Here is a 20,803-nt window from a genome sequence, read left to right as displayed (position 1 = left end):
ACCTTAGTTGTTAGCAAGAAAGACTCTAACATCTATTTATCATTCATTATTTTTCGGACGTACCATGGTACGTCCCTACATTAAGACGTTTATAATCAGATAAGCTGATGTGCAAAACTCTGCAACCATACAAGTAGGGACACACCATGCATACAAGGTATTTGTGAAACAAATAGGATTAACTGAATGTTAATCCGACCGCAGTATGGGGGAGCATAACTCCTATGCGACGGAGTTGTGTCCGTCAAAAAAAATGCTCTCTCCGCAGTTGTTAGTTTTTGGTTGTACGGTGCTACCCACGCACCTTAGTTGTTAGTTTAAACGGAGTTGCTCTTTAAGTGTGTAACTCCGTTGCTTCTATTGGGCTAATAATACTAATAGCTGATAACCAACAACAAAAAACTTTCTATATAAATATTTTTTTGTTTAATTAAATTAACAATGATTTTGAATATCCAAAACATATTAATAATTTTGCAGTGATGAAGTAGATCTTCATGACATTGATATATTTATAGCGTTTTGCTATTGTCATTTGCTCTAAAAAACTACCACCTTTTAGAAAGCATACAAAGACAATAGGCACTTAACGCCTACGCCTTGCGTGGGTTGTGCTTATCTTGTATGCGGGTATGTGGTAGTACCTTTAGAGCGTGATAGCCAACCCACGCTTTCTTTGTTTAGTTATGCGTGAGGTTTAATGCTGTTAAATTAACTTTATGTATAACTAAATTTTTATTTTTATGAAACTAAATTACCTTAAAACACTATTTGTAGCAATATTGGTAATATTTGCTACAACAACGAATGCCGAAACTTATAGTGGCACATGCGGTGATAACGTAAATTGGAGCCTTGACACTGAAACCTGGCTTTTGAGAATTACAGGTACGGGAGAGATGAAAAGTAGTCCATGGGATTCATATAAAAACGACATAAAATCAGTTGAAATAGAAGAGGGTGTTACTTCTATTGGAGATAATGCTTTCTTGGGTTGCGAATTAACATCTGTAACCATCCCTAATAGCGTTACTTTTATTGGAAATTCGGCTTTCGAGGGTTGTTCAGGGCTAACTTCAATTACCATACCTAATAGCGTTACTTTTATTGGAGATTATGCTTTCAGTAGTTGTTCAAGGCTAACTTCAATTACCATACCTAATAGCGTTACTTCTATTGGTGATTATACTTTCAACAGTTGTTTAGGGCTAACTTCAATTACCATACCTAATAGCGTTACTTCTATTGGTGATTATACTTTCAACAGGTGTTTAGGGCTAACTTCGGTTACCATCCCTAATAGCGTTACTTCTATTGGTGATTATACTTTCAACAGGTGTTTAGGGCTAACTTCGGTTACCATCCCTAATAGCGTTACTTCTATTGGAGATTATGCTTTCTTGGGTTGCAAATTAACATCTGTAACCATCCCTAATAGCGTTACTTCTATTGGAAATCATGCTTTCAGTAGGTGTTCAAGGCTAACTTCGGTTACCATTGGTAGTGGAGTTGAAGATATTGGGGAAGAGGCTTTTTACAATTGTAGAAGTTTAAGTTCTATCTATTCTTTAGCAGAATATCCTCCTTTTATATACTCTAACACATTTAACAATGTAGATAAAACAATTCCTGTATATATTCCAAAAGGGACAAGAGAGGATTATGAGTTTGAGTGGAGTGACTTTACCAATTTTATTGAGAGCGATTTTACAGGTATAGAGGATAGCAATATTTCTGCAACAGAGATAAAGGTTATTGCAGGTAATGGTATTGATATTTGCAATTACTATGGCAAGTTGCAAGTTATTAACCTTGCAGGACAAGTTCTTAAAGATACTTATGTTAACGGCTCTGCTCAAATTACATTACCTAAAGGTGCTTATATTATTGTTACCGAGAATAAATCTCAAAAGGTAGTTTTATAGTTGTCAGCTAAGATGACTATGGTTACTAAGATGACTATGGTTACTATGATTTAATTAGAAAGCAAGTGCCTCAATTAGAGCAATTGGTTTTATTTGACTAATATAACAAAAAAACGATGTGTCATTCGGCACATCGTTTTTGCTATATTGAGTTATTGGAGAATATTACATCATTCCACCCATACCTCCCATTCCACCCATTGGGGCTCCCATAGGTGCAGGGTTCTCTTCTTTCTTCTCTGCTATTACACACTCTGTTGTTAAGAACATTCCTGCTATTGAAGCTGCGTTCTCTAATGCTACGCGTGATACTTTTGCTGGATCAATTACTCCTGCTGCAAAGAAGTTCTCGTATGTGTTTGTACGTGCATTGTAGCCGTAATCATCTTTTCCGTCTTTTACGTTTTGTACTATTACGGCTCCTTCAAGTCCTGCATTTGCTACAATTTGACGTAGTGGCTCTTCTATTGCACGTTTTACAATATCGATACCTGTTTGCTCATCATCGTTGTCGCCTTTTAAGTTATCGATTGATGCTATTGCACGGATATATGCTACTCCTCCTCCGGGAACTATACCCTCGGCAATTGCTGCACGTGTTGAGCATAGTGCATCGTCAACGCGGTCTTTCTTCTCTTTCATCTCTATTTCAGAGGGTGCTCCTATGTAAAGTACTGCTACTCCTCCTGCAAGTTTTGCAAGACGCTCTTGAAGTTTTTCACGATCGTAATCTGATGTTGTTTTCTCGATTTGTGCTTTTATTTGTGCTACGCGTGCTGCTATTGCATCTTTGTTGCCTGAGCCGTTTACTATTGTTGTGTTGTCTTTGTTTACGGTTATCTTTTCGGCTGTTCCAAGCATATCGATTGTTGCTTTCTCTAATTGCAAGCCTTTCTCTTCTGATATTACAATTCCGCCTGTTAGGATTGCAATATCTTCTAACATCTCTTTGCGGCGGTCACCAAATCCGGGTGCTTTTACTGCACATATTTTCAATGAGCCACGAAGACGGTTTACTACAAGTGTTGCAAGCGCCTCGCTATCTACATCCTCTGCAATAATTAATAGTGGACGTCCTGATTGTGCTGTTGCCTCAAGGATTGGCAACATATCTTTTAATGATGATATTTTTTTGTCAAATATCAAGATGAATGGACGCTCCATTTCGCACTCCATACTCTCTGTATTGGTAATGAAGTAAGGTGAGATGTATCCACGATCGAATTGCATTCCCTCTACAACCTCTACTGTTGTATCTGTTCCTTTTGCCTCCTCTACTGTGATTACTCCCTCTTTTTTTACTTTCTTCATAGCCTCTGCTATAAGTTTACCAATCTCTTCGTCGTTGTTAGCAGAAATACGTGCTACTGACTCAATTTTTGAGAAGTCATCACCTACTTCTTGGCTTTGTGCTTTGATGCTCTCAACTACTTTTGCAACAGCTTTGTCGATACCGCGTTTCAAATCCATTGGATTTGCTCCTGCTGTAACGTTCTTTAAACCTACGTTTACGATTGCTTGTGCAAGTACTGTTGCTGTTGTTGTTCCGTCTCCTGCATCATCGCCTGTTTTTGATGCTACCTCACGAACAAGTTGAGCTCCCATATTTTGGAATTTGTCTTCTAACTCAACCTCTTTTGCTACTGACACTCCGTCTTTTGTAATGTGTGGCGCACCAAATTTTTTCTCAATGATTACATTGCGACCTTTGGGACCAAGTGTTACTTTTACTGCATCTGCTAAAGCATCAACTCCTTTTTTTAACTCTTCACGAGCATCTATGTTGAATTTAATATCTTTTGCCATAACTTTATTGTATTAGATTAGATTTAATTTATAAACTATTATTTTATGATTGCAAGTATATCTGATTGACGCATTATTAGGTATTTTACTCCGTCAAACTCTACTTCTGTTCCTGAGTATTTGCCATATAATACATTATCGCCTTGTTTTACAACCATCTCTTCATCTTTTGTTCCGTTACCTGTTGCAATAACTTCGCCTTGAAGTGGTTTCTCTTTTGCTGAATCTGGAATTATAATTCCGCTTACTGTTTTCTCTTGTACAGGTGCTGGTTTTACCAATACTCTGTCTGCTAATGGTTTAATCTCCATAATTTCATATTTTTTAATGTTAATATATATCTTTAATTACAAAGGTTTGTTCTCCTTTGTTAATATAACAACCAATTTTGTGCCAAACTTTTTATATGGGTTTATATTCATTAAAAAGTGACAAAAAGGCAGAATAACGCAACCTTGCAACTGACAAGATTGCGTTTATTTATAACAATTATACCTTATGGTTGGTTGAAGAAAAAAGGATAGAGAAAAATCTCTACCCTTCTTTTGTTTATAGGCTATCGCCAAAATCTTCGCGGAATTTAGCCGCAAGTTTTTCTTGCCAATCGCCTATTGGTGTTAGTTTTCCGAAGAAGAAGCGTAGCACATCAGGCTCTTCTACCCACTTCAAACCTCCTATTAAGTGACGGTTGTCGTATAGCCATTTTACACGGTCAGCACAATATTTAATTTGTGATAGTGTAAACACGCGACGTGGACATGCCAAACGTACCAACTCCATCTCTGCAAAGTTTTCGCTTCCATCAGGGTTACGTTGCTCTGATAATGATCCTCGCTCCATACCTCGAATACCGCCTGCTATGTATAGTGCTGTTGCTAATGCTCCTGCCGGATATTGGCTTTGTGGTATATGTTTTAAGAACTCCATTGCATTGATGTGGGCTCCTAATCCTCCTGCCGGCAATATCATTGGTACTCCGTAATCGTTCAACTCTTTTACAAGGTATTCTATAAAGATTGGTCCTTGATTGATGATCTCCTCATCAAGTGTCTCTAACAATCCTACTGCCATTGCCTCCATTGAACGCACCTCCATACCTCCGTATGTTAGAAATCCTTCGTATAGAGGTATGTACTCTTTCATCTTCAAAATCAACTTCTCGTTGTTTGATACAATTGCACCACCACGTGCAAATCCTAATTTACGACTTGAGAAATAGATTAAATCCATCTTTTCGCAAAGGGTACGCATAATCTCTTTGATAGTCATATTTTTGCATGCCTCCTCACGAGTCTTTATGAAGTATAGGTTATCTTGTAGTAACGAAGCATCTAATACGCTCAATATACCGTTTTTCTTACATACCTCTGCTACTTGTAACATATTTTCTAATGAAAGAGGTTGTCCTCCTACAAGATTTGTTCCTGCCTCGATACGTACAAATGGTACGTGATCTGCTCCTACCTCTTCAATTAATTTCTCTAATGCCGGTATATCAAAGTTTCCTTTGAATGGGTTATCACTTTGTGGTAGTAATCCCTCGGGACGTATTAACTCAACTACTGATCCTCCTTTACGTGTAATGTGTGCTTTTGTTGTTGTAAAGTGGAAGTTCATTGGAACAACATCTCCTTGTTTTACGAATGTTTCGGCAAGAATGTTCTCACATGCACGTCCTTGGTGTGCTGGTAAGAAATATTCTGTCCCGAATACCTCTTTTATTACTTTCAATAAGCGGTTACATGTTTCAGAGCCTGCGTATGAGTCGTCGGCTTGCATCATTGCGGCAACTTGATTGTCGGACATTGCATTAACTCCTGAGTCGGTAAGCATATCCATAAATACATCGCGATTTTGCAAAAGGAATGTATTATTTCCTGCCTCTGCCAATTTTTTCACACGCTCTTCAACTGCGGGAAGATATAGTTTTTGTACAACACGTACCTTGTGCATTTCCAAAGGTACTTGCTCTTCTGATTTGTAAAATTTTACTGTTGCCATTGCCTTTATAAATTATATTTTTTCTTGATTTATTATTTAATGGGTTGCAAATTTAAACTAAATTGTTAAATCTGAAAACTTTTTGCTATAAAAAAAGAAGCATTCCATTAAGAAATGCTTCAGTTACTTATTATCTCGGACTTTATTATTAATAATGAATTAGCCAAAACTCTTTTTTGCGTTGGTCGATACACCTTGAAATAGATAATTTTGATTTATTTGTTTCATCTTCGGGTGTAATATCTTTTGAGACTGATATAAATGTTGGTATAAATTTATACTCAAATACTGAGAATCGGTGAGATTGACCATCTGCATCAACTTTCTTGTTTATATCTATTTGTACTCCTAACTTTTTCTCAAATTGTTCAAGTGGTGTTGTCTCAATATAATTAATTCCGTATCTCTTCTTTTTCTTAAACGTTTCTTTATATAGATATTCATATTCAAATAAAAAGTGAATATATGCTGTTGAATAACCTGAGGCTTTTACTGCTCTAAGATATTGTATTTTTCCATTTAAATACGATGCCAAAGATGTACGTTTATAAGATAGAGGTTTGTTTTTTAAACGCCACTCGTAATATCGTTGTTCTGCGACACTATACCCATAACGTTTCCAAATGTATAAGAGATTTCGTATTTGGTTAATATAACTACGATCTACATTTGTTTCTGTATTTACTTTTATTCCTGTTACAAGTTGTCTCTGTCCTCGTTTCTGAAGTCGTGTTTTATTTTCATTTATCTTAAATCCTTGCTTTTCTATTATACTTTTTAGTTTTTTGCAAAACTCTCCATCTTGGTGATATACATTGTGATATGAACTAAAGGTTATATCATCGGCATACCTACTATAACTGAGTCCGAATTTTTCGGCTAATCGTGATAGTTTTCTATCTAATTTGTCACATATAATATTTGTTAGAATTGGAGATAGCGGAGAACCTTGAGGCAAAACTGCATCTCCCTCATCTGTCCTAATTGATGCTAATCCTGCTATAATAATTGCTATTTGGCGAGGAAAACAGAATGGGGATAATTGCAATCTTTTAGCTATTCGTAAATAATCTATTGAGGGGAAAAAATCTTTTAAATCAATATTATATACATAATTTTTACCAACATGACTTAATGCATTTGTTACAACAGATTTTCCTCTTACAAATCCCATAGTATATTCCGATGGCTCATATACTGTATTTAATATCTCATTCAGAGTTCTTAAGATTACTTTATAATTTGCATTACGTGGTGCATGAATCTCTCTTAACTCTCCCGATTTTTTTGGTATGGAAAATTTTCGATATCTTCGATATGTATTATTGGGATCTGAATAATATTCTAACTGCTTTATTGTTACCGGAGAGAATTTCTTTTGTAATCCTACCTCAACAAATTTTATCTCTTTTATACGATTAATCAGCCTCAACAAGTCTGATTTTGTTCGCAGTTTCTTTACACTACTTACTATATCTATTTCCATTTGCTTGATTTTTTATTGAGAAAAATCTTTGGGGTAATTTAAGATGTATTTCTAAACAGAAACCATTTATGGTTTCTCATAATCCATCTTTTTAAAGATGGATTTATAGTAAAGTTTTATTTAATAAAACCATCAACCCAACAGAAGGATTTCGCAGAAAGAACTTCTGTTGAGCAGTTCGCATAAATTGCGAACTTTTACTAATTATACGTTGCTATCTTTTTTGGGAAAGATATTCCGCGAATACGCAGAACGGTAGTCAAAAAGTTTTCTTAAATTACTCCCAAAGAGTAGTTCTGCAAATATATATAATTTTTTATATTACCTACAAATTATTAAAAAAAAAATTTTTTTATATTTCATTCTTTGTTTGTATTTTTGAACAAACATACTACAACAACGAATTGATGCACGAGAATATTCACGACATACTTAAAAGATATTGGGGTTACGACTCTTTTCGCTCTCTTCAAGAGGATATTATAAACTCTGTTTTGGAGGGTAAAGACACCTTAGGTCTTATGCCCACAGGTGGCGGAAAGTCTGTTACCTTTCAGGTTCCTGCTTTAGCAATGGAGGGCACTGCTATTGTTGTTACTCCGCTTATTTCGTTAATGAAAGACCAAGTGGATCATTTACGTGATTTACATATTAAAGCGACTTATGTTCATTCAGGAATGAGCAGAAGAGAGACAAATATCGCTCTTGAAAACTGCATATTTGGTAATTATAAATTCTTGTATGTTTCGCCCGAGCGTTTGAGTAGCGAATTGTTCTTGGAAAAGTTCCGACAAATGGATATCTCTATGATTGTTGTTGATGAGGCTCATTGTATTTCGCAATGGGGTTACGACTTTAGACCAGCTTACGTTAATATTGCTGAGATTAGAAAGATTTTCCCTTCGGCTCCTGTTCTTGCTCTTACCGCTACCGCTACTCCTGAGGTTGTTAAGGATATTCAAAGAAAATTGCTCTTTAAAGAAGAGAACGTTTTAAAAAAGAGTTTTGCTCGTAAAAATATTGCTTACGTTGTTAGAGAGTGCGATGATAAGAATGGTGAACTAGTTAGGATTTTAAACAGAGTTAAGGGGTGTGCTATTGTTTATGTTCGCAACCGTAAACGCACCAAAGAGGTTGCTCTGGATTTACAGAGTTGCGGTTTTTCGGCAGATTTCTTTCATGCTGGATTGGGCAACGAAGATAAGAACCAGAAACAACAACGTTGGAAGGATGATGAGTGTAGGGTTATTGTTGCTACAAATGCTTTTGGTATGGGTATTGACAAACCCGATGTTAGGGTTGTTATTCATATGGATTTACCCAACTCTCCCGAAGAGTATTTTCAAGAGGCCGGACGTGCTGGACGTGACGGGAAAAAAGCATACGCTGTTATTCTATATTCAAAGAATGACAAGACTAAATTAAATAAACGTGTTACTGACTCATTTCCTGAGAAAGAGTTTATTATTCGCTGTTACGATGCTCTATGTGACTTTTACGAGGTGGCTGTTGGCTCTGGCGATGGCTTAATGAAGGAGTTTGATATTAATAAATTCTGTTCTATATATAAGTTCCCTATTTTAACTGCTTACAATGCTATTAAGATTATTGAACTTTGTGGTTATGTTGAGTACGTTGAGAATGTTGATGCCGCTGCAAGAATGATGTTCTTAGTTGATAGGGAAGAGTTATATAATTGGCAGGCTATGCATCAAAACGAGGAGACTGTCTTAGAGTGTGCTATGCGTTCGTATAGTGGAATGTTCTCGGAGTATGCCTATATTAATGAAGATCAACTTGCCCGCAGAACAGCATTGTCACATAAGGAGGTTTGCGAGGCTTTGATTTCATTAAGCAGACAAAGGATTATTCATTATATTCCAAGACGACAAAATCCTTATATATTCTTCTCTGCTCCACGAGAGACTACTAAATATGTGCATATACCAAAGAATGTTTATGAGGAGAGAAAAGAGAGGTTTCAAAAGAGGATTGAGAGTATGATTACTTATGCTACTCACGATAAGAAGTGCCGACAACTTATGCTTCTGGAATATTTTGGGGAGAAAGATGGTAAATGTTGCCAAATTTGCGATAACTGCTTAAATAGTGATAGTAAAGAGGTTGATAAAAGGGATTTTGCAGAGATTGAGAGTAAATTAAATGAACTCCTTAGTGTTAATGCTTGTAATATCAACCAAATTGTTAACGCTCTTCCGTTCAACAGAGATAAGATTATTGAGGTTGTTCGTTTTTTAGTTGATGAGGGTTATATTGTTTATGATGAGCCTTTGTATAGGTTAAAATAAGATAACTCTATTAGGATTTATATTTTAAATTTGTACTTTTGTATATCACACATATTATATTTATTATGAAAAAATTTATTTTTATTATCTCTGCTGCAGTTATTTGCTTTAGTTGTATAAATAACTCTAATAAATCGAATGTCAGCAAAATAACTGAAGAGAGTAATTTTCCCTCTGACAAACTGGAGTTTACCTCTTTGTCGGACACTACCATATATCACTTAGCCAACAAGAGTGATATGCCTAAATATGAAATTATTACAAATATTGTTTATCCGTTAGCAAACGGTGTTGCTAGTGATGACAATCTCTTAATTAAAGATTTTATCTCAAATTGTATTGGTAAAGAGTACTCTAAAAAGGAGAATACCGAAGAGGCTCTTAATTCCTTGACTAAAGATTTAATTAAAAATTATATTACTGAGGTTTGTGGTACTACCCCTGAGAATAAGATAGAAGGCGAGAGCTGGATGAACTATGAGTATATATTAAGCAACGATATTTTATATAATGCTCATGGCATTTTAAGTTACTCTTGCGATACATACGTTTACACTGGTGGTGCTCATGGACTAAACACAACTTTGTGCTATGTGTATGATTTTTACGACAACAAAGAAGTTTTGATTAACTCTATTTTTAAAGAGGAGTTCTTACCTAATGTTTTATCTCTTATCAAAGAGGAACTTGCTCGTGAAGAGTATGCTGATGACATTGATATGGATAATGTTAATGTTACCGAAAACTTCTTTGTTGATGATGAGGGTATTCACTGGATTTATAATCCTTACGAGATTGCTCCTTATGCATTAGGTGCAATAGAGGTCTCTATCCCCTACTCTGATATTGAGAAATATATGATTGATAATACTCCTATAAAAAGTTTATTATAATTTATTGAATTATGGAGAATATAAAAAAATACTTCAAAAAACTTACTGATACTCAAATTGCTCAGTTTGAGGCATTAGATACTCTTTATAGAGATTGGAACGAGAAGATTAATGTTATTTCGCGTAAGGATATTGATAACCTTTATGAACACCATATTTTGCACTCTTTGGCTATTGCTAAAATTATAGAGTTTACTCCCGGAAGTAAAATTTTAGATGTTGGCACCGGTGGAGGTTTCCCCGGTATTCCTTTGGCTATTATGTTCCCCGAGTGTCAATTTTTACTTGTTGACCGAACTGGTAAAAAGATAAGGGTTGCCGAAGATATTGCAAATCAAATTGGATTGAAGAATGTATCACTTCGTCAATGTGGTGTTGAAGAGGAGAAGGGTTTATTTGACTTTGTTGTTAGCCGTGCTGCTATGCCTATGAACGAACTATTTAGAATAAGTCGCAAAAACGTGGCTAAACAACAACAAAATGCACTGCCTAATGGTATTATTGCTTTGAAAGGTGGTGACCTTACTGCCGAAGCGGCTCCTTTTAAAAACATTCAGGTAACTTATGAACTTTCGGAGTTCTTTGAAGAGGAGTTCTTTGAAACTAAAAAGGCTCTGTTTGTTCCTGTTACAAATCGTAATAAATAGTAAAAATAGACAACTTATAACGCTTTGAAATATGCTTAAGGTTAAATGTTTTGTTTGCAACTCTTTTTATGAAAATAGTTATGTTGTTTATGATAGCAACACCAAAGAGTGTGCTATTATTGATGCCGGCTTTTATTATGCCGATGAGGAGGATGCAGTATCTTATTTTATAGAGAGCAACAATTTAATTGTTAAGCATTTAATAAACACCCACTTACATTTGGACCACTGTTTTGGTGCAGAGTATATTTCAAAACGATATAATGTTGGTTTGAGTTGTGATGATGCTGATGAGTTATTACTAAAACTTATTCCTCAACAGTGCGAGATGTTTGGTATCAGACTAAACTCTGCCGTTCCTGTTCTTAAAAACATTATTAAAGAGGGCAACAAGGTTGAGATTGGCAACTACTCGCTTGTTGCCATAAGCGTTCCCGGACACTCTCCCGGTAGTTTATGCTATTACTGCAAGGAGGAGGGCATTTTATTCTCTGGTGATGTTCTCTTTAAAGAGAGTATTGGCAGAACTGATTTACAGGGCGGAAGTTACAAGGCTTTAAGCGAAAATATCACATCTAAAATTTTTACTCTACCCGACTCTACTATTGTTTATTGTGGGCATGGTCCTACTACTACTATTGGTTACGAGAAGGAGTATAATCCTTATTTTTAAATTAGAAATTAGTTTGGTTCTTTGTGCCAATTAGAAATTAGTAATTAATTCCTAATTTCTCATTCCTAACTCCTAATTAACATATAAAACATTACTATCTGCGCAATCAGTATCAATGGCACGCCGATTGTGAATTTTTTGTGTTTGGTTTTGTGGCGGAACTTTTTCATTGCTAATAATGCTCCAATTGAGCCACCTAATAGTGCGATGGTTATGAGTGTTTTCTCCGGTATTCTCCACTTTGACTTTTTTGATTTGTATTTGTCTATTGCATAGAGAATGTAGGCATAGAGATTTATTGCTACTAAATATATTACTATTAGGTATTGATATTTCATATTATCTTATTTAAAAATAGAAGGTGTGCCTAGAAAGACACACCTTCTGGTTTTTCATAGTATTGATCTGCTCTATTATAAATCGTTAGCGGTTGTAAACCATTTAACGTATGCAAAATCTTGACGGTGAGGTAATGCAGGATTCTTAGGATATATGCGGAAAGCATATTTGAATGATCCTGCACGTAATACTTGATAATCATATTTGAATGTTGTCAAGTCACCTGCTGTCTTAACTATCTCAAGTTCTTTAACTATGCGGTGCTCTTTTCCATCTTGGTCTTCAAGTACTACCAATTCAACTCCTAAACAGTTAGGTAATCCCTTGCGGTCAATTGTTACCTCAATAGGATATGTTTGTCCTACTTGTAGTCCTGCCTCATAGTTCTCTGGAACTTTTACATCTACTACATCAATTGAATCCCATTTATCTGCAACCATTTGTTTCCATGCTGCAATCTCACGAGCCAATTTGTAGTTGTCTGCTTTTAATAATGCACTACGTGATGCCTCTTTTGAGTAGAAACGATCAACATAGTCAAGAATCATACGATTCATTGTGAACTCAGGTGCGATTTGTGCAATTGAGTTTTTGATGTATTGAATCCACTCTGGTGAATATCCTTTGCTGTTTTTAGCAAAGTATAGAGGAACGATTTGGTTCTCTAACATTGAGTAGATTGTTGCTGCATCTAATTGGTCTTGTTGTCCTTGATCTTGGAAAGTACGTTTGTCGGTCAATGCCCAACCTGCGCCCTCTTTGTATCCTTCGTACCACCATCCGTCAAGTACAGAGAAGTTAAGTACTCCGTTCATCTCAGCTTTCTCACCAGATGTTCCTGATGCCTCAAGAGGACGTGTTGGTGTGTTCAACCAAATATCAACTCCAGAGATAAGACGTTTTGATACTTTCATATCGTAGTTCTCCAAGAAGATAATCTTACCGATGAACTCAGGACGACGTGAAATTTCAACAATTCTCTTAATCAATCCTTGACCTCCACCGTCTGCTGGGTGTGCTTTTCCAGAGAAGATGAATTGTACTGGATAGTTAGGATTGTTTACGATTTTAGCCAAACGATCCAAGTCAGTGAACAATAGGTGCGCACGTTTGTATGTTGCAAAACGACGTGCAAATCCGATTAATAGTGCGTTAGGATTGATTTTCTCAAGTACTGATACAATACGAGAAGGATCTCCTTGGTTTTTCAACCAGTTCTCGCGGAAGTCCTCACGAACGAACTTAACAAGTTTGTTCTTCATCTCTTGACGAAGATTCCAGATCTCTTCATCGGGAACATCGTAGATTTTGTTCCACATTGCACGATCTGCTTGTTTTGTTAGGATATCTTTTCCTAAGTGTTTCTCGTAGAACTCTTTCCACTCTGATGATGCCCATGTTGGAAGGTGAACTCCGTTTGTTACATAACTTACGTGTAACTCATCGGGACTGTATCCTTTCCAGATTGGCTGGAACATATTTTGTGATACTTTTCCGTGTAACCAGCTAACACCGTTTACCTCTTGGCAAGTGTTACATGCAAATACACTCATTGAGAATTTCTCGTTTGTTCCCGGGTTCTCTCTACCCATATCCATCAACTCACCGAATGAGATTCCAAGACGCTCAGGGAACTCATACATATATTTTCCAAACAATGACTCGTCAAAACTGTCGTGTCCTGCTGGAACTGGAGTGTGAACTGTATATAATGATGATGAACGTACTACCTCAAGTGCCTCAGCAAATGATAGTTTCTCCTCTTGTACATACTCTACTAAACGTTGTACGTTGATAAGAGCAGCGTGTCCCTCGTTACAGTGGTAAACCTCTTTTTTAATTCCAAGACGTTTCAACATCAACATACCACCAATACCCAACATATACTCTTGTTTCATACGGTGTTCCCAATCTCCACCATATAGTTGGTAAGTGATTGTACGGTCGTATTCGCTGTTTTGATCCAAGTCTGTATCAAGCAAGTACAAAGGCACACGTCCTACGTTTACTCTCCAAATGTATGCATATACTACACGTCCGGGATAAGGAACTTCAAGAATGATAGGTTTACCATTCTCATCACATACTTGGTCAAGAGGTAATTGGTTGAAGTTTTGTGCCTCGTAGTTAGCAAGTTGTTGTCCGTCCATTGAAAGAGTTTGTTTGAAATATCCATAACGATATAAGAAACCAACTCCTGTCATATTGATATTGCAATCACTTGCCTCTTTTAGGTAGTCTCCTGCTAATACTCCAAGACCTCCTGAATATATTTTCAATACGTTTGACAAACCGTACTCCATACTGAAATATGCTACTGAAGGCATATCGGTACGACGTGGCTCATCCATATATTTACGGAAGTTTTTGTAAACAGCATTGATGCGAGTCATCATTGCTTTGTCAGCAGCTATCTCTTCGAGACGCTCATAAGATAGTTTTTGCAACATTAATACAGGATTTCCTGCTGTGGCACGCCACAATTCTGCATCTATATCTTTAAATAGATTTGTTGCCTCTGAGGTCCAAGTCCAAAAAATATTTTTAGACATCTCTTGTAATGCCTCAAGTTTCTCGGGGACGTCGAACTTTACAGTTACATTACCCCATTTGGGCATATTAGTTTCACTTACTTTTACTTTCATCTCTGTATAATTTATAAGTTATTTTCTTATTTGTTTGTTTTTTTGTTTTGTGCTAATGCTTTTACATATACCTTTTCGTACTCTGCAATGAAGTTGCTCCACAAAGCTTTCTTTGATGTTGCTGTTGCTGCATCGCATAATGCTTTGTAATCTGCCTCTTTCATTGTTGCTACCGATGATATTGTTTCAGCAATCTTTGTTGAAAGTTCATCGTAGTTTGAATCGGTACGAGGTATTACATATACTCCGCTTCGTTTTGATACTTTGCTTACTTTCTCCATTACCCACATTCCAAATCCTGATAGTGATGTTGTTACTGTTGGTATTCCAAAGGCTACACTCTCAAGTGGTGTGTATCCCCATGGCTCGTAGTAAGAAGGGAATATTGTTAGGTCAAATCCCGGTAATACTTGATAATAGCTCTTATTCAAGATTCCGTCATCGCCTTTTAGGTATGAGGGTACATATATTACTTGTATCTTATCATCAGCCGAAGCATTGAATGATAGTGTACGTATTTTATTAATAATATTATCCTCATTGTAGTTATATAGTGCGTGTGTTACAAATGGCGCATCTAATTGTGCTGCATCAGCGGGTAGTTTTTTCATTCTTGCAACTACGTCCTCACGTGCATCTCCTGCCCATGCCGGTACCAATATAAATGCTATTATTTGACGCTCACCATTATATGAGTCTGATAATTTTTTCAATGAATCAAGGTAAAGATCTATTCCTTTATTACGGAACTCGTTACGTCCTGAAGTTGTTACCAATAGAGCATCTTCGGCAGGTTTCTTTCCTGATAGGGCTGCTGCTACTTGCAATAGGCTTTTACGTGCTGCTGCACGAACTTTTGCATATTTCTCAGGAGCAGGAACAATCTCCTCCTCAAATCCGTTTGGAGTTACATCTGGCTTGCGACCAATTAGTTGTGCACTCTCTTTTGCTGTGATGCTACTTACTGTTGTAAAGGCATCGGCATTTAAGGCTGCATTCTTCTCAACCGAGTGTTTTGACACCATATTCAACTCAGCTGCCATTTGATCTCCAAAGTATCCCGGTAGATAATCGTAAAGAGATTTTCCGTTTGATGCTATTGAACGTCCTACTGATGTTGCATGTGTTGTGAATACTGTTGCAACTGATGGCAGGTTCTTTTTAATGTAAAGCAAGCCCATTCCTGTTGTCCACTCATCAAAGTGCGCAACTACGTTATATTTCTCGCCCTCTATAAAGTTATAGAGACTCTCCATTGCTTTTGCAACTGTTACTGCAAACATACAAGACTCATCGTAATCGCCATACGCCGGTAGTGAATCGATACCAAAATCGTTCCACATTTGTCCGTATATTGCATCACGTTCTGCAAACGTATCTTTGAAATCAACTAAAATTGCTATGGGAGTTCCGGGTATTTGCCAACGTCCTACTTTTACTTTTAATCCTGCGTCAGCTGCGACTTTACGCCAACCCTTTAATAGAGTTGCACTCTCTTTGAATGCTATATTACCGCCCTCTAAATCGGGACCGAAAAATATTACTTTGTCTTTGTTTTTCTCTTGAAGTGTTCTCGCTTTTGTTGACAGTACAGTATAGATACCGCCTACTAAGTTACACACTTCCCAACTTGCCTCAAATATATAATCAGGGGTAGTTTTTTTCTTCATTAATTATAAGTATAGGTTAATACTAAATTGCCCTAAATCAACAATTTAGGACTATATTTTATCTATTTTCAATATAAACTCCTTGAAAACAGACCGCAAAATTACTCATTTTTTCTGAGTAAAAAAAATTAATTTATAATAAGTTATCAACATTTAAGCAGTTACAAAATTTCAAAAAAGTATTTTTTGCTTTATTAATCAATAGTTGTACTATTTTTATATAAGAAAAAAATATTCTTAAAAGTTTTTTGATTTTTTATTTTGTTATAAGTTTACGATATGATATATTTGTAGAATATTGAAAATTATAATAAATGGAACCTTTAAAATCTAATTCAGTTGTAATAATTCCAACCTATAACGAGATTGAGAATATTAGAAATATTATTGAAGCAGTAATTTCGCTGCCTAAACAATTTGATATATTAATTGTAGATGATGCATCGCCCGATGGAACTGCAAGTGCTGTTAGAGAGATGCAAGCAAAATATGAAAACAGGATATCTCTTATCAGCAGAGAGGGTAAGTTAGGATTAGGAACTGCTTACATCACAGGTTTTAAATGGGCATTAAAACAAGGTTACGATTTCATTTTTGAAATGGATGCTGACTTTTCGCATAATCCCAACGACCTTATTAAACTTTACGAGGCTTGTAATAGCGAAGCTGATGTTGCTATTGGTTCGCGTTACATATCGGGAGTGAATGTTGTTAACTGGCCTATGGGCAGGGTTATTATGTCGTACTTTGCGTCAAAGTATGTAAAATTCATTACCGGAATGAAGGTTGCTGACGCTACTGCTGGTTTTATGTGTTATCGTAGAGAGGTTTTAGAGACTATAAATTTAGATAAAATTCAATTTAAAGGGTATGCTTTCCAAATTGAGATGAAGTTTAAATCTTATAAACTCGGATTTAAAATTAAAGAGGTGCCTATCATTTTCATAAACCGCACTCTTGGAACAAGCAAGATGAGTGGCGGTATTTTCAGCGAAGCATTTTTTGGTGTTATAAAACTTAAACTTAATAGTATTTTTAAATAAAAGTTGTTAGCTAAAAACTGATAGCTGATAGCTGATAACCGAAAAGAGATGATTTTAATTAAAAACGCTACAATAATTAATAATGGAGAGAGCCAAAAAGGCTCTCTGCTTATAAATGGAGAGAGAATTGAGAGAGTTGCCTATGGCGATTGTCCTCAAGAGTTGAAAGAATTGGCAAACGAAGTTATTGATGCCGAAGGGCTTTGGCTTATACCCGGAGCTATTGATGATCAAGTTCATTTCAGAGAGCCGGGATTGACTCACAAGGCTGATATTGCATCAGAATCTCGTGCTGCTGTTGCCGGTGGTATTACTTCTTTTATGGATATGCCAAACACCAATCCTCAAACTACCACAATAGAGAACATTAACTGGAAGTTTGACAGAGCAGCAGAGACATCACTTGCAAACTACTCGTTTTATATTGGAGCTACAAACAACAACATTGATGAGCTATTAAAAGCCGACTTTAGCCGTATATGTGGTGTTAAACTATTTTTAGGTTCATCAACAGGTAATATGTTGGTAAACGAAAATTCAACTCTTAATAGAATTTTCTCGGAAATTGATGCCATTATTGCCATACACTCTGAAGCAGAAGAGGTAATTAAACGCAACCGAGAGTTTTATGTTGGCAAATATGGCGAAGATTTACCTGTTAAGTTTCACCCTCTCATAAGAGATGCTGAGGCTTGCTACACCTCAACCGCAAAGGCTGTGGAGCTTGCCACTCGCTACAATGCAAGATTACACGTTTTGCATATTTCAACAGCAAAGGAACTTACTCTATTAGAAGACAAGCCCTTAAGAGAAAAACGCATAACATCAGAGGTGTGTACTCACCACCTATATTTTGATGACAGAGATTACGAAAAATATGGCAACCTTATAAAATGGAACCCATCAATTAAGAGTCAAGCAGACAGAGATGCTTTAAGGGATGGTTTTAACAGAAACCTTATTGATATTGTTGCCACCGACCACGCCCCTCACCTACCATCAGAGAAAGAGGGCAACTGCCTTAAAGCTGCATCTGGTGGTCCATTAATTCAATTTACTCTATTGGCTCTGTTTGAAATGGCAAAGGCCGGAATCTTCAAAGTTGAAACCATAGTTGAGAAGAGCGCTCACGCTCCTGCTCTGCTATATGGTATTAAAGAGAGAGGTTATATTAAAGAGGGCTATTTTGCCGACCTTGTATTGGTAAACCCAAATAAGCCATATACTGTTGATAGCAGTAACATATTATCAAAATGTGGATGGTCTCCCTTTATGGGGCATACATTCCCCTGCTCTATTGAAAAGACTTATGTTAATGGCACTTTGGTTTACAACAACGGAACTATTATTGAAAAGCAAGGAAATGCAAAAGAGTTAGTTTTTAGTTGTTAGATATCAGTTATTAGTATTATTAGTCTAATTGGTCTAATAACAAATAGTAAAAAAGTTGTAACGCGCAAATACTACGCATTACAACTTTTGCTTATTATTGAGTGTTATTGTTATTCTAAAAACTAAGGTGCATAGCACCGTACAACTAAAAACCAACAACTGCGGACAGAGCATATTTTTGACGGACACAGCATGCTGTGTCCCTACTTACTTGGTTGCAAACTCTGTGTATCTTTTCCGAAAAAACCAACCAAAATCAGGGATAATAGAAGCCAAAGGTTGCAACGCGTATTATTACGTTACAACCTTTGGCTTATTATTGAGTGCTATTCTAAAAACTGACAGCTAACAGCTGAAAACTGATAACTTTTGATACCCTTTTAGGAGGACGTGACTCCGTCGTGCAGAGCACTGCACTCCCCATACTGCGGTCGGATTAACATTCAGTTAATCCTATTTGTTTCACAAATACCTTGTATGCATGCTGTGTCCCTACTTTATTTGTTATAAATTCTTATTCTAAAAACAACCCGTAGGGCGGTTGAGTTTACGAAACCGAAAACTAACAAATCTGCGAGTAAGCAAGTGCAGAGTTATGCTTGCGTAGACTCTGCCGAGCGTGAGCAGATTCAACAAACGAATGTTTGTTAACTGATTTTAAACTCGTTTAAAATCATTCGCAGACAGGGCGGACAGAGAGTCCGTAGTAACGGAGGTGGTCGTAGCTCCAGTCCACATAGCTCGAAATGAAGTACAAGTAGTAAGCGTCGCTACTATTGCTCGTATCAAGCGAACTCGACCAGTAGTTACCGAGAATGCCCGCTTTGCGGAGATCGCTATCGTAGCGATAGCCAGCCGCAGGAAGAAATATACTGTTGCCGTTCTTCTTACTTGTTACTTTAAAACCATTTACTCCATCTTGAGTTATCCATGTCCATGTGCAGTTATTTGTATCTCTTAACTCATCTTGCTCTGCTTTTGTGGGCATGCGCCAACTGCCTCCCCAATTTACTCGTGCTGCATCAGCGGATAATGGCAACGTTGTGGGATTTGAAGAGTAAGTATAATTAATTGATGTATACCAGACCGTTGTGGTTGTCTCGCCCCACGCAAAGTAATCGCCATATTCTTCGGGAGAGGTTGCGCCCACATTGCAGGTTGCCCATTTTACCGATAAGCCGAGGTCAACATACTCGTGTCCGTTGTTTGTGTTAGATGAGCCTTCATTATTATCTTTTATAGGACTATTGACTATAATATTTACAGGGATATTTACTAAATCTTCGTCTCCTAATACAAATATATTCAATTGTAATTCTTCTCCTTTTATTGAGCCGGCAAGTGATACAAGGTATGCTTTATTGCCATTTATACCTATTGCTACATCAGTTGTCATTTCCTCTTCGTTTATAGAAGGATTGTACGACACTTTATATTCTCCTTCTGTTTCTGTATAAGGAACGTTTTGTAACTCTATATCAAAAGGGGCTTGTAACACTGATGGTATATTTTCAAGTTCTCCAAGGTTTATTCCTTTTATGCTTAATCCTATTGTTTTAGATGAATTATTGATTTCTATTTGTACTTCTTCGGTTAGGGTTCCTAAATCCTCTCCATAACCTGCCTCTATCTCATCGGGGAAACCTATTACTACATTTAATGTTGAGAGATAGGTCTTTGTAGATTGTTCTTCAGTTGTTACAAATTTAACACTATCTATATCTGATACATATTCGCTATATACAACTGCTCCATTTTTATATACTTCTATTTTTTTTTGTGCATACGCACTGCCTACTATGGCAAATATTGCTATTAGCAATGTGATTAATCTTGTTTTCATATTTTTTTGAGTTGTTTGTTGTCGGCATCGCTAAACTCTGCCGCCCTTCGGGTTGTTGTTAGTTGTTAGAGTCTTTATTTTGCTAAAAACTAAGGTACGAAGTACCGTACAACTAAAAACTAACAACTATT

The 20,803-nt window shown here is 36.6% G+C and carries 15 protein-coding genes; 7 read left to right on the top strand and 8 right to left on the bottom strand.

What is annotated here, in order from left to right; genetic code table 11:
- Positions 1 to 743: 743 nt before the first annotated feature.
- The gene (locus IKK64_03250) at positions 744 to 1,925 is read left to right on the top strand and encodes a leucine-rich repeat protein (protein ID MBR4119079.1); all 1,182 of its coding nucleotides are present in this window, start codon (positions 744 to 746) and stop codon (positions 1,923 to 1,925) included.
- A gap of 165 nt (positions 1,926 to 2,090) precedes the next feature.
- Here the strand turns inward: IKK64_03250 and groL are convergent, their stop codons facing one another.
- From groL to IKK64_03230, 4 genes are all read right to left on the bottom strand, one after another.
- A complete protein-coding gene (groL, locus tag IKK64_03245; GenBank protein ID MBR4119078.1) occupies positions 2,091 to 3,731 on the bottom strand; it encodes a chaperonin GroEL in 1,641 nt (546 codons plus the stop codon).
- Positions 3,732 to 3,769: 38 nt separating this feature from the next.
- Entirely contained in the window at positions 3,770 to 4,042 is a 273-nt protein-coding gene (locus IKK64_03240; protein ID MBR4119077.1) for a co-chaperone GroES, read from the bottom strand.
- 238 nt (positions 4,043 to 4,280) lie between these two features.
- Positions 4,281 to 5,732 (bottom strand): tryptophanase, encoded by a 1,452-nt coding sequence (locus IKK64_03235; protein MBR4119076.1) that lies wholly within the window; start codon positions 5,730 to 5,732, stop codon positions 4,281 to 4,283.
- Between the two features lie 148 nt (positions 5,733 to 5,880).
- On the bottom strand, positions 5,881 to 7,218 hold the full coding sequence (locus IKK64_03230; GenBank protein MBR4119075.1) for an RNA-directed DNA polymerase: 1,338 nt from the start codon (positions 7,216 to 7,218) through the stop codon (positions 5,881 to 5,883).
- Positions 7,219 to 7,625: 407 nt separating this feature from the next.
- Here IKK64_03230 and IKK64_03225 point away from each other — a divergent pair, with 407 nt between their 5' ends.
- The 4 genes from IKK64_03225 (at position 7,626) to IKK64_03210 (ending at position 11,740) form a co-directional block, all read left to right on the top strand.
- The gene (locus tag IKK64_03225) at positions 7,626 to 9,527 is read left to right on the top strand and encodes a RecQ family ATP-dependent DNA helicase (protein MBR4119074.1); all 1,902 of its coding nucleotides are present in this window, start codon (positions 7,626 to 7,628) and stop codon (positions 9,525 to 9,527) included.
- Positions 9,528 to 9,592: 65 nt separating this feature from the next.
- Entirely contained in the window at positions 9,593 to 10,420 is an 828-nt protein-coding gene (locus IKK64_03220) for a DUF3298 domain-containing protein (GenBank protein ID MBR4119073.1), read from the top strand.
- A gap of 11 nt (positions 10,421 to 10,431) precedes the next feature.
- Positions 10,432 to 11,067, top strand: a complete 636-nt coding sequence (rsmG, locus tag IKK64_03215) for a 16S rRNA (guanine(527)-N(7))-methyltransferase RsmG (GenBank protein MBR4119072.1) — start codon at positions 10,432 to 10,434, stop codon at positions 11,065 to 11,067.
- Between the two features lie 31 nt (positions 11,068 to 11,098).
- Positions 11,099 to 11,740 carry an MBL fold metallo-hydrolase gene (locus tag IKK64_03210; protein ID MBR4119071.1) on the top strand — a complete coding sequence of 214 codons (642 nt, stop codon included), beginning with the start codon at positions 11,099 to 11,101 and terminating at the stop codon, positions 11,738 to 11,740.
- A 65-nt stretch (positions 11,741 to 11,805) separates the two neighbouring features.
- Here IKK64_03210 and IKK64_03205 read toward each other — a convergent pair whose 3' ends face one another.
- From IKK64_03205 to IKK64_03195, 3 genes are all read right to left on the bottom strand, one after another.
- On the bottom strand, positions 11,806 to 12,078 hold the full coding sequence (locus IKK64_03205; protein MBR4119070.1) for a DUF1294 domain-containing protein: 273 nt from the start codon (positions 12,076 to 12,078) through the stop codon (positions 11,806 to 11,808).
- 75 nt (positions 12,079 to 12,153) lie between these two features.
- Entirely contained in the window at positions 12,154 to 14,724 is a 2,571-nt protein-coding gene (glgP, locus tag IKK64_03200) for an alpha-glucan family phosphorylase (GenBank protein MBR4119069.1), read from the bottom strand.
- A 26-nt stretch (positions 14,725 to 14,750) separates the two neighbouring features.
- Entirely contained in the window at positions 14,751 to 16,394 is a 1,644-nt protein-coding gene (locus tag IKK64_03195; protein ID MBR4119068.1) for a glycogen/starch synthase, read from the bottom strand.
- Positions 16,395 to 16,708: 314 nt separating this feature from the next.
- Between IKK64_03195 and IKK64_03190 the strand changes: the two genes are divergently transcribed.
- On the top strand, positions 16,709 to 17,437 hold the full coding sequence (locus IKK64_03190; protein MBR4119067.1) for a polyprenol monophosphomannose synthase: 729 nt from the start codon (positions 16,709 to 16,711) through the stop codon (positions 17,435 to 17,437).
- Positions 17,438 to 17,485: 48 nt separating this feature from the next.
- On the top strand, positions 17,486 to 18,829 hold the full coding sequence (locus IKK64_03185) for a dihydroorotase (protein ID MBR4119066.1): 1,344 nt from the start codon (positions 17,486 to 17,488) through the stop codon (positions 18,827 to 18,829).
- A 673-nt stretch (positions 18,830 to 19,502) separates the two neighbouring features.
- Here IKK64_03185 and IKK64_03180 read toward each other — a convergent pair.
- Positions 19,503 to 20,672 (bottom strand): hypothetical protein, encoded by a 1,170-nt coding sequence (locus IKK64_03180; GenBank protein MBR4119065.1) that lies wholly within the window; start codon positions 20,670 to 20,672, stop codon positions 19,503 to 19,505.
- Between the last annotated feature and the right edge of the window lie 131 nt (positions 20,673 to 20,803).

It is taken from the genome of Bacteroidales bacterium, assembly GCA_017521245.1.
GTDB lineage: Bacteria > Bacteroidota > Bacteroidia > Bacteroidales > G3-4614 > Caccoplasma_A.
Note: the sequence above shows the minus strand (reverse complement) of the source record. Positions and strands in the feature narration are given on the sequence as shown.

Excerpts from the sequence above, each read along its gene's own strand:
- IKK64_03225 (MBR4119074.1), top strand. The coding sequence starts at position 7,626 with ATGCACGAGAATATTCACGACATACTTAAAAGATATTGGGGTTACGAC.
- IKK64_03180 (MBR4119065.1), bottom strand. The coding sequence starts at position 20,672 with ATGAAAACAAGATTAATCACATTGCTAATAGCAATATTTGCCATAGTA.
- IKK64_03240 (MBR4119077.1), bottom strand. The coding sequence starts at position 4,042 with ATGGAGATTAAACCATTAGCAGACAGAGTATTGGTAAAACCAGCACCT.
- IKK64_03210 (MBR4119071.1), top strand. The coding sequence starts at position 11,099 with ATGCTTAAGGTTAAATGTTTTGTTTGCAACTCTTTTTATGAAAATAGT.
- IKK64_03185 (MBR4119066.1), top strand. The coding sequence starts at position 17,486 with ATGATTTTAATTAAAAACGCTACAATAATTAATAATGGAGAGAGCCAA.
- IKK64_03220 (MBR4119073.1), top strand. The coding sequence starts at position 9,593 with ATGAAAAAATTTATTTTTATTATCTCTGCTGCAGTTATTTGCTTTAGT.
- IKK64_03205 (MBR4119070.1), bottom strand. The coding sequence starts at position 12,078 with ATGAAATATCAATACCTAATAGTAATATATTTAGTAGCAATAAATCTC.
- IKK64_03230 (MBR4119075.1), bottom strand. The coding sequence starts at position 7,218 with ATGGAAATAGATATAGTAAGTAGTGTAAAGAAACTGCGAACAAAATCA.
- groL (MBR4119078.1), bottom strand. The coding sequence starts at position 3,731 with ATGGCAAAAGATATTAAATTCAACATAGATGCTCGTGAAGAGTTAAAA.
- IKK64_03250 (MBR4119079.1), top strand. The coding sequence starts at position 744 with ATGAAACTAAATTACCTTAAAACACTATTTGTAGCAATATTGGTAATA.
- rsmG (MBR4119072.1), top strand. The coding sequence starts at position 10,432 with ATGGAGAATATAAAAAAATACTTCAAAAAACTTACTGATACTCAAATT.
- IKK64_03235 (MBR4119076.1), bottom strand. The coding sequence starts at position 5,732 with ATGGCAACAGTAAAATTTTACAAATCAGAAGAGCAAGTACCTTTGGAA.
- glgP (MBR4119069.1), bottom strand. The coding sequence starts at position 14,724 with ATGAAAGTAAAAGTAAGTGAAACTAATATGCCCAAATGGGGTAATGTA.
- IKK64_03195 (MBR4119068.1), bottom strand. The coding sequence starts at position 16,394 with ATGAAGAAAAAAACTACCCCTGATTATATATTTGAGGCAAGTTGGGAA.
- IKK64_03190 (MBR4119067.1), top strand. The coding sequence starts at position 16,709 with ATGGAACCTTTAAAATCTAATTCAGTTGTAATAATTCCAACCTATAAC.